Below are 15,580 nucleotides of genomic sequence, written 5' to 3'. Positions count from 1 at the left end.
GTTCATGGTGTCACGCGTGCGACGCCGGGAGCGGGAATACCGTGGGCGTGCCGTGAGTTTGGTCTGTCGCACGCAGGAGCATTTGCTAAAAGCCTCCCGGTCGTGCAAACTATGGCCGCCGATACCCGACGGCGCACCACCCACTCGCACCATGAAAGTGGAGATTTACCGCATGGCAACCGATTATGACGCTCCCCGAAAGAGTGAAGACGACTCCGAGTCGATCGAAGCCCTCAAGGAGCGTGTGCCGGACAAGCTTTCCGGCTCAACCGGGGACGAAGACGCCGACAACCCGTCGAGCTTCGACCTGCCGGGTGCCGACCTTTCCGATCTCGAGCTGGACGTCGTCGTGCTGCCCGCGCAGCAGGACGAGTTCACGTGCATGAGCTGCTTCCTCGTGAAGCACCAGTCGCAACTCGACCACGAGGGCGCATCCGGGCCCATCTGCAAGGAGTGCGCTGCCTGAGCAGCCCTCTGAGCGACGTCTCACGCGCCCCCGACCGTATGGTCTGGGGCGCGCTGTCGTTGGGAGACCCGTCGCCCTCAGCCTGCAGCGCGGATCGCGGCGGCGAGGCGGTCCGGCGTACGCGAGGAGATGGTCCAGGTGTCGACAGGATCAGCCGGGTCGGTGTTCGGGACCACGATCACTCCGTCGATTCCGCCTCGGATGAGGTGCCAGCCGCGGGCGGGCAGCCCCGGGCCGCGGGCATCGCGCGCCTCCGAGCCGCTGAAGGCGACGGGCTCCCCGAGGAAGCGGGTATCGATGTGTGCACGTCCTGCGCGCAGCGTCGTGCCCTCGACGGAGACGACCGGTGTGGCCAGGATGAATGCGGCCACCATGAGCGCCGACACCGTCAAACCGACGATCAGGGCGATCGTGGGTCCGACGGGTACGAAGATCAGCGACATCATGGGTCCTGCGAGCGCGACCGTGACGAGCAGCCACAGACTGGGCGCGAGTCGTTCACGGTAGTGGGGACGTGCGCCGGTGACGGGGTTCTGCATTAGCCTCATGGGGTGATCGATTCCGTTGATGTTCCCATTATCGCCGCCGCGGTCCCCGGTTACGCGCATCCGGGCGACGCCGGTGCCGACCTGGTCGCAGCGGAGGCTGTGCATCTGGAGCCGGGGGAGCGCTCACTCGTGGCCACGGGTGTACGCATCGCCCTTCCGGATGGCTACGCCGCGTTCGTGGTTCCGCGCAGCGGTCTCGCGGCAAAGCACGGGATCTCGATCGTCAACTCCCCGGGCACGGTCGACGCCGGGTACCGCGGGGAGATCAAGGTGAGTCTGATCAACACCGACATCCGCAACGCGTACGATGTGGCCGTCGGTGACCGAATCGCACAGCTGATCGTCATGCCGGTGACGCGGGCGAGGTTCATCCCGGTCGAGGAACTGCCGGAGAGCGTCCGGGGCGACGGCGGCTTCGGATCCACCGGATACCAGGCAGGGCTCCACAAGAACGAAGCAGGACAGGCTGATGACTGACAACAACGAGATCTCCTCCAAGTCCGCACCCCAGAACCGCGCGACCGAGGGACCCTTCGACGACTCCGAAGCGAATCCGGTTCGGCCGTACATCGACCTCGGCGGCATCAAGATCCTCCCGCGTGAAGGTCTGAACCTGCGGCTCGAGGTCGAGGAGCAGTCCAAGCGGATCGTCGCCGTCGGACTCGACTACGCCGACTCGTCGCTCCAGGTGCAGCCGTTCGCTGCGCCGCGCTCGGGCGGACTGTGGGATGAGACCCGGGTGCAGCTGCGCGATCAGGTGAAGGCGCAGGGAGGCCGGGTCGAAGAGCGCGACGGTGCCTTGGGCAAAGAGCTGCTCGCCGAGATCCCGGCCACTGCCAGCGAGGGCTCCGGGCTGCGGCTGGCACGGTTCATCGGCATCGATGGCCCGCGCTGGTTCCTTCGAGGAGTCATCGGCGGCGCAGGCGCGTCCGACCCCGAAGCAGGAGCGAAGGTCGAGGACCTGTTCCGCTCCATCGTGGTCGTCCGCGGAGGATCTCCCATGCCGCCGCGTGATCTCATTCCCCTGAAGATGCCGGCGACCCCGGGATCGGCGTGACCGCGCCGGGTGCCGACGGCGAGCGGGAGCAGCGCGCATCGGACGTCCTCGGCGCTGCGCTCGGCGGTGCTGCACGCAGGGCGGGGATCGATCCGGCCGAAGACGCCAGCACGCAGAAGGTCGTGTGGTCGGCGATGGGCGGGTGGCGTGGCATCCTCGAATCGGTCCTGCCCAGCCTTGCCTTCGTCATCCTGTTCACCCTTCGGCCGGAACCGCTGATCCTCGCACTCGGGGTATCCGTCGGACTGGCCGCGGTCTTCACTCTCGTGCGCCTCGTGCAGAAGTCGCCGCCGTCCGCGGCTCTGGGCGGACTGATCGCTGCTGCCGCGGCTGCGGCCCTGGCCTTGTGGACCGGACGCGGAGAAGACAATTTCGTCCCCGGCCTCATCACCAACGCGGTCTACGGCTCCGCACTTCTGGTCTCGGCCCTCATCGGCTGGTCGCTCATCGGTATCGCCGCCGGGTTCCTCATGGGAGAGGGAATGGCGTGGCGCGCCGACCGCAAGAAGCGCCGGGCCTTCTTCTGGCTCGGCATGGCCTGGGCAGCGCTTTTCTTCGCCCGCTTGGCTGTGCAGCTGCCGCTCTACCTCGCCGGGGACGTGACGGCTCTCGGAACGCTCAAGCTCGTCATGGGTCTTCCCCTGTTCGCGCCGCTCATCGCCGTCACCTGGCTCGTCGTCCGGGCGCTGTATGCGCGCGCGCCGCAGAAGGCGAATCAGGCGGACGCGTGATAGATTTATCTTGACATCAAGATAAATTGCAGGCTTTCGCCGGCGCCCCTGACGCAGCAGACTGGTTAGGTCTGCCTTGCTAGCCGCAGGGGCTCGTGGGCGAGCAAGATGGAGGCGCCTGTCGCTCCCATCCGAATAGAAGGAGACGGATCCGTGTCTACGGTGAACAGCTTCGGTGCCAAGAGCACCCTGACGGTCGGCAGCACCGACTACGAGATCTTCCGCATCGACACCGTGCCCGGTTTCGAGAAGCTCCCGTTCAGCCTGAAGGTTCTCCTGGAGAACCTCCTTCGCACCGAAGACGGCGCGAACGTGACGAAGGCGCAGATCGAGGCGCTCGGCGCGTGGGATGCTGCGGCCCAGCCCAACACCGAGATCCAGTTCACGCCCGCCCGCGTGGTCATGCAGGACTTCACCGGTGTGCCCTGCATCGTCGACCTCGCCACCATGCGCGAGGCCGTGACCGCCCTCGGCGGCGATGCCAACAAGATCAACCCGCTCTCACCCGCGGAGATGGTCATCGACCACTCCGTGATCGCCGACGTGTTCGGTTCGGAGAACGCTCTCGAGCGCAACGTCGAGATCGAGTACGAGCGCAACGGCGAGCGCTACCAGTTCCTCCGCTGGGGACAGACGGCGTTCAGCGACTTCAAGGTCGTCCCGCCGGGAACCGGCATCGTCCACCAGGTGAACATCGAGCACCTCGCGAAGGTCATCTACGACCGCGATGTCGACGGTGTGCTCCGCGCCTACCCCGACACATGTGTCGGCACCGACTCGCACACGACCATGGTCAACGGCCTGGGCGTGCTGGGCTGGGGTGTCGGCGGCATCGAGGCCGAGGCAGCGATGCTCGGCCAGCCAGTGTCCATGCTCATCCCGCGCGTGGTCGGATTCAAGCTGAGCGGTGAGATCCCGGCCGGGGTCACCGCCACGGACGTGGTCCTGACGATCACCGAGCTGCTGCGAAAGCACGGCGTGGTCGGGAAGTTCGTGGAGTTCTACGGCGAGGGTGTCGCATCGGTCCCGCTGGCGAACCGCGCCACCATCGGCAACATGTCGCCCGAGTTCGGTTCGACGGCCGCGATCTTCCCCATCGATGACGTCACCCTCGACTACCTGCGTCTCACCGGTCGCAGCGACGAGGCTGTCGCGCTCGTCGAGGCGTACGCCAAAGAGCAGAAGCTCTGGCACGATGCGTCCGTCGAGCCGACCTTCAGCGAGTACCTGGAGCTCGACCTCGGTACCGTCGTCCCGTCGATCGCCGGCCCGAAGCGACCGCAGGACCGCATCCTCCTCTCCGAGGCGAAGTCGCAGTTCGAGCAGGACATCCTCGGCTACATGTCGGCATCCACTTCCGACGACATCGTCGACCTCGAGTCGAAGCACTCGTTCCCGGCGTCCGACCCGGGTTCGGTCCCGGGTGAAGAGGAGCCGACCACTCGACCGGTGCACATCAACAGCGGTGCACCCGCGAACGCGTCGAAGCCGGTGCCGGTCACCACGCCGAGCGGTGAGAAGTACATCCTCGACAACGGAGCGGTGACGCTGGCGGCGATCACTTCGTGCACCAACACCTCGAACCCGTCCGTGATGATCGCGGCCGGTCTCGTGGCGCGGAAGGCTCGTGAGAAGGGGCTGAAGCAGAAGCCCTGGGTCAAGACCACGCTCGGACCCGGTTCCAAGGTCGTCACCGACTACTACGAGAAGTCCGGCCTCGACAAAGACCTCGAGGGTCTCGGCTTCTACACGGTCGGATACGGATGCACGATCTGCATCGGAAACTCCGGCCCGCTGATCGAAGAGGTCTCCGAAGCGATCAACGACCATGACCTCGCGGTCACGGCGGTCCTCTCCGGTAACCGCAACTTCGAGGGCCGCATCAGCCCCGACGTGAAGATGAACTACCTCGCGAGCCCGCCGCTCGTCATCGCCTACGCTCTCGCCGGGTCGATGCACTTCGACTTCGAGACCGACGCGCTCGGCAAGGACTCCGACGGCAACGATGTGTTCCTGAAGGACATCTGGCCTTCCCCGGACGAGGTGCAGGAGATCGTCGACTCGTCGATCTCGCGCGACCAGTTCATCAAGCAGTACGCCACCGTGTTCGACGGTGACGAGCGCTGGCGCAGCCTCCCCACTCCGGACGACGCGATCTTCCAGTGGGACGAGAACTCCACGTATGTGCGCAAGGCGCCGTACTTCGACGGCATGACCATGGAACTCACCCCGGTCAGCGACATCCACGGTGCGCGCGTCATGGCGACGCTCGGCGACTCGGTCACGACCGACCACATCTCACCGGCCGGCAACATCAAGCCCGGCACCCCCGCCGCGCAGTACCTCATGGAGCACGGCGTCGACCGCAAGGACTTCAACTCCTTCGGATCGCGTCGCGGCAACCACGAGGTGATGATCCGCGGTACCTTCGCCAACATCCGGCTCAAGAACCTCATGGTGTCGGCCGTCAACGACGGTCAGGTCGTCGAGGGTGGCTACACCCGCGACTTCACCCAGGAGGGCGGCCCGCAGTCGTTCATCTACGACGCGAGCATGAACTACCAGGAGCAGGGCACGCCGCTGGTGATCTTCGGCGGCAAGGAGTACGGCTCCGGTTCCTCGCGCGACTGGGCAGCGAAGGGCACCAGCCTGCTGGGTGTGAAGGCGGTCATCACCGAGAGCTTCGAGCGTATCCACCGCTCGAACCTCATCGGCATGGGTGTCGTGCCGCTGCAGTTCCCCGCAGGCGAGAGCTGGGAGTCGCTGGGTCTCGATGGCACCGAGGTCGTTTCGATCGCGGGTCTCGAGGAACTCAACAACGGCGTGACCCCGGAGACGGTCCGCGTGACGGCCACCCCGAGCGAGCACTCTCCCGAGGGCAAGCAGCCGGTGGAGTTCGACGCGATCGTCCGCATCGACACTCCCGGCGAAGCGGACTACTACCGCAACGGTGGAATCCTCCAGTACGTGCTTCGTTCGCTCGTCTGATCGAACCAGAGGAAGGGGCGCGGATCGTCGGATCCGCGCCCCTTCCGCATGTCAAGGGGTCAGCCCGCTCTCCCAGGTTTCTCGGGCTGGAGCGGTACGATCGGGGGGACGCCCGATCGGAATCTGACGTCACTCGGAGCCTGTGAGGAGGCGCAGATGCCCATTCTTTCCCGCATCTCAGGACCCCGCGATCTGGACTCCCTGTCCAGCGATCAGCTGATCGAGTTGGCCGCGGAGATCCGCGAGTTCCTCGTGGAGAACGTGTCGCAGACGGGCGGTCACCTCGGCCCGAACCTCGGCGTGGTCGAACTCACGATCGCCCTGCACCGCGTGTTCTCCTCACCCGACGATCCCTTCATCTTCGACACGGGGCATCAGTCCTACGTGCACAAGCTCCTCACCGGGCGCCAGGACTTCTCCGGCCTGCGGTTGCGCGGAGGCCTCGCGGGGTACCCCCAGCGCGGCGAGAGCCCTCATGATGTCGTCGAGTCGTCGCACGCCTCGAGCTCGCTCAGCTGGGCGGACGGCGTCTCCCGCGCCATGACCGCCACGGGCAGGGCGGACCGGCATGTGGTGGCGGTCGTAGGCGACGGCGCGTTGACCGGAGGCATGACCTGGGAGGCGTTGAACAACATCTCCGACGACAACGACCGCAACCTCGTCATCGTGGTGAACGACAACGGTCGCTCGTACGCTCCCACCATCGGTGGGATGTCGCGTTACCTGAACCGCGTCCGCACAGCCGCCGCGTACAAGGATCTGCACCGCAAGTCCGACCGCCTGTTCCGGGCTTTCGGGCCGGTGGGACGCGCCGTCTTCCGCGGCGTTCGCGGCGGGACGCACGGATTCCTGTCCCGATTCACGAACAACGAGGCGTTGTACTCGAACCTCGACATCAAGTACCTGGGACCCATCGACGGACACGACCTTCCCGTGCTGCTCGAGACGCTGGAGCTCGCGAAGTCATACGGTGCGCCGGTGATCGTGCACGCGATCACCGAGAAGGGACGCGGATACCAGCCCGCACGCGACGATGAGGCGGATCAGTTCCATGCGGTCGGGCGTATCGATCCGACCACGGGCGAGACCCTCTCCTCCGGTGGCCGAGGGTGGACGGATGTCTTCTCCGACGCTCTCGTCTCGATCGGCGAGCGCCGGACCGATGTCATCGCGATGACGGCGGCGATGCTGCGGCCGACCGGGCTCGCTCCTTTCGCTGAACGATTCCCCGATCGTGTCTACGATGTCGGCATCGCGGAGCAGCATGCGGTGGCCTCGGCGGCCGGTCTGGCGTTCGGCGGACTGCATCCGGTCGTCGCTCTGTACGCGACGTTCATGAACCGAGCTTTCGACCAGGTGCTGATGGACGTCGCGCTGCACCGCGCAGGAGTCACGTTCGTGCTCGATCGCGCCGGGGTGACCGGTCCTGACGGCCCCAGTCATCACGGCATGTGGGACCTTGCCATGCTGCAGATCGTTCCGCACATCCGCATAGCCGCGCCGCGTGACGCAGCACGCGTGACGGAAGCTCTGGAGGAGGCCGTCGCCGTCGAAGATGCACCGACGGTGATCCGGTTCCCCAAGGGCGAGGTCGCGGCCGACCTTCCGGCCATCGAACGACTCGGCGACGGCGTGGACGTGCTCGCGCGAGGCGAATCGGAAGACGTGCTGATCGTAGCCATCGGGCCTTTCGCAGCGCTGGCCATCGACGTCGCCGACCGCCTCCGCGCGCAGGGAATCGGGGCCACCGTCATCGATCCTCGGTGGGCTATCCCCGTGCAGCCGTCGGTTGTCGAACTCGCGGCACACCACCGCCTGGTGATCACGCTCGAAGACGGCATCCGTGTCGGCGGAATCGGGACGCGCGTCCGGCAGGTTCTGCGTGAGGCGGGCATCGACACCGCGGTCGACGAGCTCGGCCTTCCCGACGAGTTCATCGATCACGCCTCGCGGGACCAGATCCTCGCGGATGCGGGCCTGACGGCATCCAAGATCGCGCAGGACGTCGTCGCCCAGGTCCTCGGTACCCGTATCCCGAAGGCGCGTCACGCGGGCGAGACCGGCGCGATCGACCTGCCGCTGCACGAACGGCGTTGAACGAGGAACGCCGTCAGTTCAGTGCATGCAGCGCGGCGACCACATCGGGGGCGTTGTCGCTGCCACGGATGGCCTGAGACAACAGGTAGCCGTCGGTGAGGGCGTCCCCGGTGATGAGGACGTTGACGACCTCCACGCCGCATGCGGTCAGGACGCTCTCCGTGCAGGCTTCGCGTACGCGAGTGCTCAGCACGTCGTTGTGGGGGAGCTCGGCGCCTTCGAGAGTGCGGATGACGTCGCGGAGCGCTGCGGAGATGATGTTGGCGGCACGCTCGGTGACATTGACGACATCGAGTTCGAACACCCGGAGGTCACGTCCCGAGACGACCGGCCGCCATTCGAATGAGGCGTGCACGAGATGCTGGTGCCCGGATGCCGCCGTCAACTGGCGCGCAGGGAGGTCCGTCGCGCGGCAACGCACGTCGATGAGCTTGTACCAGTAGAACAGAGGGAAAGCGCCGTGTGATCCGGGGGAGAGGAAGACAACCTCTCCGACCCCGGCGGTTCCGGCCTTGCCGGGACGAGCTCGGCGGATGATCGGCTTGCCGTTCCTGGTCCGGATGGCGGCCCAGCCTTCATCGACGGTCACGATGAACAGCTTGAGCAGGGCCGGGACGACGAGCAGGACAGTGAACACCGCCGTCCCCGTCTTGACCAGACCACCCATGGCTCCACCGCTGCTGAACATGCTGAAGATCGCGTCCACGCTCATACTCTGCCTGCCCCAGCGCACCGTTGCGGCCCATAACCGCCCGGTCTCACTCGATGTTCACGGGGATTTCGCGGCTGGTTCGTCTGGCGGTCGCCTGCGCGGAAATGCCCCGCTCGACATGTGGTCGAACGGGGCATTCTCGATACCTGCGCGCTGTGTGCGCGCTTGCGCTCAGCTCGCGGACTCGATGCCGCGGATCTGCGGGGTGTGGAAGGACCCGCCGAAGGCCCGCTCGGAGGCCCCCTCGCGGTCGAGATAGGGCGAGGCCCCACCGTCGATGAAGGGCCATCCCGCGCCCAGGATGAGGCAGAGGTCGATGTCCTCCACCTCGGGGACGACACCCTGATCGAGCATCAGCTTGATCTCGGTGGCGAGGCCGTCCTGCACCCGCTGCAGAATCGTCGCCGCGGGGGCGGGCGTCTTACCCACCGCCGGCTTCAGCACCTTCTCAGCCTGCTTCGTCCAGCCGGTCACGCGGCCGCCCTTGTCCTTCTCCACGACGGAATCCAGCTCCGCGAGAGCGTGGAAGTTGTCGTTCGCGTAGAACCGGTCAGGGAAGGCCTGCACCATGGTGTCCTGAACGTGAGCGGCGACCTTCCAGCCGACCAGATCGATGAGCTGGAACGGTCCCATCGGGAGCCCCAGCGGTGCGAAAGCCTTCTCGACATCGGCGATCGGGGTTCCCTCATAGACGGCGCGTGCGGCCTCGCCCATGACCTTCGCGAGGAGGCGGTTCACCACGAAGCCCGGTGCGTCCGCGGTGAGCACCGCGTTCTTGCCGAGATTCTTCGCGACGACGAAGGCCGTGGAAAGCGCGGCGTCGGCCGTGGCGGGGGTCTTCACGATCTCGATGAGCGGCATGACAGCCACCGGGTTGAAGAAGTGGAATCCCACAAGGCGCTCAGGATGAGCGAGCTTCGAGCCGATCTCCTCGACGGAGAGCGACGAGGTGTTGGTGGCGAGGATCGCGTCTTCGGCGATGACCTTCTCGATCTCCGCGAACACCTGCTGCTTGACGCCGACCTCTTCGAACACGGCCTCGATCACGAAGTCGCAATCCGCGTACAGGCTCTTGTCGGTGGTGCCGGTGACGAGTGCGCGGAGTCTGTTCGCGGCATCCGAGTCCAGCCTGCCCTTGCTCTCGAGCTTGCCGATCTCCTCGTGGATGTACGCCACACCCTTGTCGACACGAGCTTGATCGAGGTCCGTGATCAGCACCGGAACCTGAAGCTTGCGCACGAAGAGGAGGGCGAACTGGCTCGCCATCAGGCCGGCGCCGATGATGCCGACCTTCGCCACCTTCTTCGCGAGAGCCTTGTCGGGCGCGCCGACCGGGCGCTTGGCGCGCTTCTGCACGAGGTCGAAGGCATACATCGAGGCGGCGAACTGGTCGCCGGTGACGAGATCGGCGAGCGCCTCGTCTTCTCGGGCGAACCCTTCCGCCTTGGTGCCGCTCTTGGCCTTGTCCAGGAGTTCCAGCGCCGCATACGGCGACTTCGGCACGGTGCCGATCTTCGACTCCAGCATGCCGCGGGCCATCTTGACCGCGATCGGCCACTTGGTCAGCCGCTCGATCTTGCCCGGCTCGTTCTTGCGCTCGACCTTCTTGCCGCCGAGCACGGCATCGGCCCAGGCCAACGAGTTCTCGAGGTAGTTCGCCGCCGGGAAGATCGCGTCGAAGATGCCCAGCTCGAAGGCCTGCTGCGGCTTCAGCATCCTGTTCTGCTTGAGGGGGTTCGAGATGACCACCTCGAGGGCGTTCTCGATCCCGATCAGGTTCGGCAGCAGGTACGCGCCACCCCAGCCCGGGATGATCCCGAGGAAGACCTCGGGGAGGGCGACCGCCGCGGCGGACGCGTCGACCGTGCGATACGAAGAGTTCAGGGCGATCTCGAGGCCACCACCCAGCGCCAGGCCGTTCACGAAGGCGAACGACGGCACGCCGAGGTCGCTCAGCTTGCCGAGCACCTTGTGCCCCAGCTGCGCGATGAGTCGTGCGTTGTCGCGCGAACCCACCTTGCTGATGTCGGAGAGGTCGGCGCCGGCGGCGAGGATGTACTGCTTGCCGGTGATGCCGACGGCCTGGATCTCACCGGCTGCTGCCCTCGCAGCGAGGGCGTCGAGAGTCTCGCCGAGCAGGGTGAGGGTGGCGGGTCCCAGCGTGTTCGGACGCGTGTGGTCGCGGCCGTTGTCGAGGGTGATCAGGGCGAGAACCTTGCCGGAGGCGAGGCGGATGTCGCGCACGGGGGAGTGCGTGACGACCTCACCCTCCGTGAGCGCCTGGATCGGCGAGAAGTCGATGTCGTCGTAGTTCGTCATTCCCGTGTTCACTTCCGCTTCTTGCCGTTGTAGTGCGGGTTCTCCCAGATGACCGAACCGCCCTGGCCGAGACCCACGCACATGGCGGTGAGCCCGTAGCGGACGTCGGGACGCTCGGCGAACTGTGCGGCGAGCTGGATCATGAGTCGCACACCGGATGCCGCGAGCGGATGCCCGACCGCGATGGCGCCGCCCCACTGATTCACCCGGGGGTCGTCATCGGCGACGCCGAAGTGATCGAGCAGCGAGATGACCTGGATGGCGAAGGCCTCGTTGAGTTCGAACAGACCGATGTCGTCGATCGACAGGCCCGCTTTGCGAAGCGCCTTCTCGGTCGAAGGGATCGGGCCGATGCCCATGATCTCGGGCTGCACTCCGGCGAAGGCGAAGGACACCATCCGCATCTTCGGGGCGAGACCCAGTTCCTTGACCGCGCCGCCGCCGGCGAGCAGCGACATGGTCGCGCCGTCAGTGAGCGGCGAGGAGGTGCCGGCTGTGACGCGCCCGTGCGGACGGAACGGCGTCTTCAGAGCGGCGAGGTCCTCCATCGTCGTCTGCGGGCGACGACCCTCGTCTTCGCTGGCGAGGCCCCACGCACCGTCAGCGCCCTTGATGGCCACAGGCACGAGGTCGGGCTGGATCTTGCCCGCGTCGTACGCTGCCTGCACCTTGTGCTGGCTGAGCATCCCGTAGCGGTCCGAGCGCTCCTTGGTGAGGTGCGGGAACCGGTCGAAGATCCGCTCGGCCGTGACTCCCATGTTGAGAGCGCCCGGGTCGACCATCTTCTCCGACACGAAGCGCGGGTTCGGGTCGGCGTTGCCGCCGATGGGGTGGTGCCCCATGTGCTCGACGCCGCCGGCGAGGGCGAGGTCGTACATGCCCACCCCGATCGACGCGCCCATGGTGGTGACGCTGGTCATCGCGCCGGCGCACATGCGCTCGACGGCGAGACCGGGGACAGTCTGCGGGAGTCCCGCGAGGATCGCCACGGAACGGCCGAGGGTGAGACCCTGGTCGCCTGTCTGGCTCGTCGCGGCGATCGCGACGTCGTCGATGCGGTCGGCCGGGACGGCGGCGTTCCGCTCCATCAGGCCGATGGTCGCCTTGACGGCGAGGTCATCCGCGCGGGTGTTCCAGTACATGCCTTTTTCGCCGGCGCGCCCGAAAGGGGTGCGTACTCCATCGACGAAGAAGACGTCCGAGATCTCGGCCACTCTGCCTCCAAGTTTGTGCGTGTCCTCAGTCTATGAACGCGCGGAAACCGGGAGGAATCGGTTGGATCGAACCTACGAAGCGGGTGCGGGGGTGGTGTCAGGCTCTTGCGCCGCATCTACAAAGGCAGCCGCGATCTTCTGTGCAGTCCGTGCAATCTGCCACGGTCGGGCACCGAGCGCGTCGAGGGCGCCTCCGATGTCCTCGGCCGTCTCCCCGGGCACATCCCAGGCGATGCGGCGCAGGAATTCCGGGGTGAGCAGGTTCTCGGTGGGCATCCCGAGTTCTTCGGCGACGGCCTCGACCACAGGGCGTGCGGCCTTCAGCCGGGCATCGGCCTCAGGGTTGCGGTCGGCCCATGCTCGGGGAGGCGGCAGGGCGTCGCTCGGCACCCGCTCGCGGGGCAGCTCCTCGGTCGCACGTCCGTCGACGATCGCCTGCCACCATCGGTCCAGCTGCGAGCGGCTCGCGCGGCCCTGGAACTCCTTGATGCCGGCGAGCGCCTGCTTCGACTGGGGGTTCGCCATCACGGCGGCGACCAGCGACCGGTCCGGCACGAGGCGACCGGGCGACACATCCTGATCCTGCGCGAACTTCTCGCGCGCCTGCCACAGCGAGCGGGCGACGGCGAGGTTGCGGGCGCCACGGACCTGATGCAGACCGCTGAGCCGCCTCCACGGATCTTCGCGCGGGGGTTTCGGCGCGCGCGAGAGCGTCGCTGCGAACTCTTCAGCGGCGATCTCGGTCTTGTCCTGCTCCGCGAGTTCCGCCACCAGGGCGTCGCGGACGTCGATCAGGTGCACGACGTCGAGGGCGGCATACTCGAGCCACGCCGAGGGAAGCGGCCGCGTCGACCAATCCGACGCCGAGTGCTCCTTCTTGAGCGTGATGCCGAGGGTGTCTTCGACCACGGCGCCCAGGCCGACGCGATCGTGCCCGAGCAAGCGCGAAGCCAGTTCGGTGTCGAAGATCGACGGCGGCTCCAGGTGCAGCTCGCGGAGAGAGGGCAGGTCTTGGCTGGCGGCGTGGAGTACCCACTCGCTGTCGCCGATCGCCTCCTGCAGAGGAGAGAAGTCGCCGATCTCCGGCGGGTCGAACAGGAAGACGCCGGCTTCCCGTCGGAAGACCTGCACCAGGTAGGCGCGCTGCGAGTAGCGGAAACCGGATGCGCGTTCCACATCGACGGCAACGGGGCCGGTGCCCGCCGCGAGTGCGCCGCAGGCTTCGCGGAACTCCTCAGAATCCGAGATCACGGAGTATTCAGTCACGTACAGCCTTTCGCGCGCCGATCACGGCGATGCCCTCGGAACCGGGCGGAAGTCCCGCCAGCATTCCGACCAGCTCGGCCCATGCTTCGACGTGCGGTCGGAAGGGGCCATCCGGTGTCCAGGACGCCCGCAATTCTATCTGTGCGCCGTCGCCTTCGTCGGCGAGGCCACCGAATCCCTTGGACAGCGTCTTCGTCGAGGTGCCCGAGGCCGAGTGATAGACGGCGTCGCGTGAGTCGAGGGCGTCGACAAGCCACGACCAGGTGACGTCGGCCAGGAGAGGGTCCGTGCCGATCTCGCTCTCGAGGGGAGCCTGGGCGAAGGTGACGATGCGCCAGGCTCCGCCCCAGGCGCCCGGCTCGTCGGGATCGTGCAGCAGGACGAACCTTCCGGTGCCGTAGATCGACTCACCGTCGCTGCCAGGACGGACATCGGCGGCGAGGGCGATCGCGAACGGAGCGAGGCCCTGTGGAGTGGGGATCTCGTGCACCGTGATGTCGTCGCGGAACGCGGTCTCGCGTAGTTCTGCCGTCGCGCTGTCGAAGAGGGTCCCGGCGTCGGGGTGAGCGGTCACGGCAACAGGCTAGAGTCAGGAGGCGATGAAGAGTCTCAGGCACGCCGTTGCGCTCCTTGTCCCCGCATTGCTCGCTCTCGGGACGGGGCTGGCGTTGATCGTGTTCGGAGTGGCCAGACGTGTGGTGACGCCGACGCGCCGCCCCGCGGACACGACCATCCTGGCCGTCGACACCGGCGCGCAGACCATCGAGTTGACGCGCACGCTCGACACGGAGCTCCCCGGGCGCTACGGGCTGTTCACCACGGGGACCTACGGCTACGTCAAGCTCGGCGCTGTCCTGAGCGCCGACGCGACGAGCGTTCGCCGAAAGCTGCTCACCCAGATCGAGCCCGGTGCACGCGTCGACCGGGAGGCGGGGTTCAGTGGCTGGTACTACGCAGCGCCCGGTGAGTTGCATCTCCGCTGGGAGAACGTGCTGATCCGGTCGTCCGCGGGTCCCTGCCCAGCCTGGTATTTCCCCGGTGACTCGTCGACATGGGTGATCCAGGTGCACGGACGGGGGACGATGCGGGCCGAGTGCCTGCGCGCCGTTCCGGTGCTGCACTCGGCGGGACTGCCGAACCTCGTCGTCTCGTACCGCAACGACGGCGAAGCCCCGCGCAGCCGCGGTGGAGCCTATGCGCTCGGTGCCTCGGAGTGGCGGGATGTCGACGCGGCCATCTCCTATGCGCTGCGGCACGGCGCCGAGCGAGTGATCCTCATGGGCTGGTCGATGGGCGGAGCGGTGGCATTCCAGGCCGCCTTGGGCTCGGCCAACCGCGACAGCATCGCCGGCCTGATCCTCGAGTCGCCCGTCGTCGACTGGCGGACCGTGCTGCGGTACCAGGCCAAGGCCGCCGGGATGCACGCGCCTCTTCCCGACCTCGCCATGAGTGCGCTCTCCCTTCCGCTCACCGCGCGACTCAGCGGAGCGGAGGACGCGATCCCGTTCGACCAACTCGACATGGTCGCGCGGGCGGACGAGCTGACCGCGCCGATCCTCATCCTGCACAGCGAAGACGACGGCTTCGTTCCGGCGGATGCCTCGCACGCGCTCGAGCGGGCTCGCCCCGATCTGGTCACCATGCCGACGTTCAGCGGAGCACGTCACACGAAGCTGTGGAACTACGACCAGACCGGGTGGAGCTCGGCGATCACCGACTGGCTCCGCGCTCAGGGCTTCAGCGCTTCTGCATGACCTGCTTCTTCGCGCGCATCAGCATGCCCGTCATCCCGCCGATGCGGAGGGGCGAAACTGCCTTGGTCAGACCGATCGACTGCGGGTAGTCGTCGGGAATCGCCAAGACCTCGTCGGGGGTGAGACCCGTGATGCCCTGGACGAGGATGCTGGCGAAGCCGCGCGTCGTGGGGGCTTCTTCCGGAGCGGTCGCATGCATCGTCACGATGCCGTCGCGCACCTCGACGTAGATGTACACGGGCGACTGACACTCTGCGACGCGCTCGCACATCTCCGGGTGTTCTGCGACCTCTCCGGAAACCGGAGGAAGCTCGTCGGAGTACTCCAGCAGGAGCAGCAGACGGTCGGCTTCCGGGGTCTCCAGGAAGCCGTCGCGGATCTCCGCCAGGATGTCAGGGACTTCAGGTGCGCTCATCCCTGCCATTGTC

14 protein-coding genes are annotated in these 15,580 nt (G+C 66.9%); 7 read left to right on the top strand and 7 right to left on the bottom strand.

Annotated features, from left to right (window positions below):
- The first annotated feature begins 172 nt into the window (after positions 1-172).
- On the top strand, positions 173-466 hold the full coding sequence (locus tag D7252_RS15165) for a DUF4193 domain-containing protein (protein ID WP_120776146.1): 294 nt from the start codon (positions 173-175) through the stop codon (positions 464-466).
- A gap of 77 nt (positions 467-543) precedes the next feature.
- Here the strand turns inward: D7252_RS15165 and D7252_RS15160 are convergent, their stop codons facing one another.
- Complete coding sequence (locus D7252_RS15160; protein WP_308162506.1) at positions 544-1,014, bottom strand: DUF3093 domain-containing protein; 471 nt, start codon at positions 1,012-1,014, stop codon at positions 544-546.
- Between the two features lie 3 nt (positions 1,015-1,017).
- Between D7252_RS15160 and dut the strand changes: the two genes are divergently transcribed.
- The 5 genes from dut to dxs all read left to right on the top strand — a co-directional run bounded on the left by dut (position 1,018) and on the right by dxs (position 7,887).
- Entirely contained in the window at positions 1,018-1,491 is a 474-nt protein-coding gene (dut, locus tag D7252_RS15155) for a dUTP diphosphatase (RefSeq protein WP_120776144.1), read from the top strand.
- Positions 1,484-2,071 carry a DUF3710 domain-containing protein gene (locus D7252_RS15150; RefSeq protein WP_120776143.1) on the top strand — a complete coding sequence of 196 codons (588 nt, stop codon included), beginning with the start codon at positions 1,484-1,486 and terminating at the stop codon, positions 2,069-2,071. Before dut ends, D7252_RS15150 begins: the two co-directional genes overlap by 8 nt.
- Entirely contained in the window at positions 2,068-2,802 is a 735-nt protein-coding gene (locus D7252_RS15145; protein ID WP_120776142.1) for a DUF3159 domain-containing protein, read from the top strand. The genes D7252_RS15150 and D7252_RS15145 overlap by 4 nt, the downstream gene beginning before the upstream one ends.
- A gap of 108 nt (positions 2,803-2,910) precedes the next feature.
- On the top strand, positions 2,911-5,790 hold the full coding sequence (locus tag D7252_RS15140) for an aconitate hydratase (RefSeq protein WP_183055316.1): 2,880 nt from the start codon (positions 2,911-2,913) through the stop codon (positions 5,788-5,790).
- 156 nt (positions 5,791-5,946) lie between these two features.
- Positions 5,947-7,887 (top strand): 1-deoxy-D-xylulose-5-phosphate synthase, encoded by a 1,941-nt coding sequence (gene dxs / locus D7252_RS15135; protein WP_120776140.1) that lies wholly within the window; start codon positions 5,947-5,949, stop codon positions 7,885-7,887.
- Positions 7,888-7,900: 13 nt separating this feature from the next.
- Here dxs and D7252_RS15130 read toward each other — a convergent pair whose 3' ends face one another.
- The 5 genes from D7252_RS15130 to D7252_RS15110 all read right to left on the bottom strand — a co-directional run bounded on the left by D7252_RS15130 (position 7,901) and on the right by D7252_RS15110 (position 13,972).
- Positions 7,901-8,599 carry an SPFH domain-containing protein gene (locus D7252_RS15130; protein WP_251050737.1) on the bottom strand — a complete coding sequence of 233 codons (699 nt, stop codon included), beginning with the start codon at positions 8,597-8,599 and terminating at the stop codon, positions 7,901-7,903.
- Positions 8,600-8,770: 171 nt separating this feature from the next.
- Positions 8,771-10,918: a 3-hydroxyacyl-CoA dehydrogenase NAD-binding domain-containing protein gene (locus D7252_RS15125; protein WP_120776138.1), complete on the bottom strand. Its 2,148-nt coding sequence runs from the start codon at positions 10,916-10,918 to the stop codon at positions 8,771-8,773.
- Positions 10,919-10,926: 8 nt separating this feature from the next.
- Positions 10,927-12,132 carry a thiolase family protein gene (locus D7252_RS15120; RefSeq protein ID WP_120776137.1) on the bottom strand — a complete coding sequence of 402 codons (1,206 nt, stop codon included), beginning with the start codon at positions 12,130-12,132 and terminating at the stop codon, positions 10,927-10,929.
- Between the two features lie 72 nt (positions 12,133-12,204).
- A complete protein-coding gene (locus D7252_RS15115) occupies positions 12,205-13,398 on the bottom strand; it encodes a ribonuclease D (protein WP_120776136.1) in 1,194 nt (397 codons plus the stop codon).
- Positions 13,391-13,972: a DUF3000 domain-containing protein gene (locus D7252_RS15110; RefSeq protein ID WP_120776135.1), complete on the bottom strand. Its 582-nt coding sequence runs from the start codon at positions 13,970-13,972 to the stop codon at positions 13,391-13,393. Before D7252_RS15110 ends, D7252_RS15115 begins: the two co-directional genes overlap by 8 nt.
- Before the next feature lie 25 nt (positions 13,973-13,997).
- On the opposite strand from D7252_RS15110, the gene D7252_RS15105 reads away from it, so the two are divergent.
- Positions 13,998-15,152 carry an alpha/beta hydrolase gene (locus D7252_RS15105; RefSeq protein WP_120776134.1) on the top strand — a complete coding sequence of 385 codons (1,155 nt, stop codon included), beginning with the start codon at positions 13,998-14,000 and terminating at the stop codon, positions 15,150-15,152.
- Here the strand turns inward: D7252_RS15105 and D7252_RS15100 are convergent.
- Entirely contained in the window at positions 15,136-15,567 is a 432-nt protein-coding gene (locus D7252_RS15100) for a SufE family protein (protein WP_183055315.1), read from the bottom strand. The genes D7252_RS15105 and D7252_RS15100 overlap by 17 nt on opposite strands.
- Positions 15,568-15,580: the final 13 nt, after the last annotated feature.

It is taken from the genome of Microbacterium sp. CGR2 (genome assembly GCF_003626735.1).
GTDB lineage: Bacteria > Actinomycetota > Actinomycetes > Actinomycetales > Microbacteriaceae > Microbacterium.
This window is presented reverse-complemented; position numbering and strand designations above follow the sequence as displayed.

Bases quoted from the DNA above. Each gene is read 5' to 3' on its own strand.
- dxs (WP_120776140.1), top strand. From the start codon at position 5,947: ATGCCCATTCTTTCCCGCATCTCAGGACCCCGCGATCTGGACTCCCTG.
- D7252_RS15165 (WP_120776146.1), top strand. From the start codon at position 173: ATGGCAACCGATTATGACGCTCCCCGAAAGAGTGAAGACGACTCCGAG.
- D7252_RS15140 (WP_183055316.1), top strand. From the start codon at position 2,911: ATGGAGGCGCCTGTCGCTCCCATCCGAATAGAAGGAGACGGATCCGTG.
- D7252_RS15130 (WP_251050737.1), bottom strand. From the start codon at position 8,599: ATGAGCGTGGACGCGATCTTCAGCATGTTCAGCAGCGGTGGAGCCATG.
- D7252_RS15125 (WP_120776138.1), bottom strand. From the start codon at position 10,918: ATGACGAACTACGACGACATCGACTTCTCGCCGATCCAGGCGCTCACG.
- D7252_RS15100 (WP_183055315.1), bottom strand. From the start codon at position 15,567: ATGAGCGCACCTGAAGTCCCTGACATCCTGGCGGAGATCCGCGACGGC.
- D7252_RS15150 (WP_120776143.1), top strand. From the start codon at position 1,484: ATGACTGACAACAACGAGATCTCCTCCAAGTCCGCACCCCAGAACCGC.
- D7252_RS15160 (WP_308162506.1), bottom strand. From the start codon at position 1,014: ATGAGGCTAATGCAGAACCCCGTCACCGGCGCACGTCCCCACTACCGT.
- D7252_RS15105 (WP_120776134.1), top strand. From the start codon at position 13,998: ATGAAGAGTCTCAGGCACGCCGTTGCGCTCCTTGTCCCCGCATTGCTC.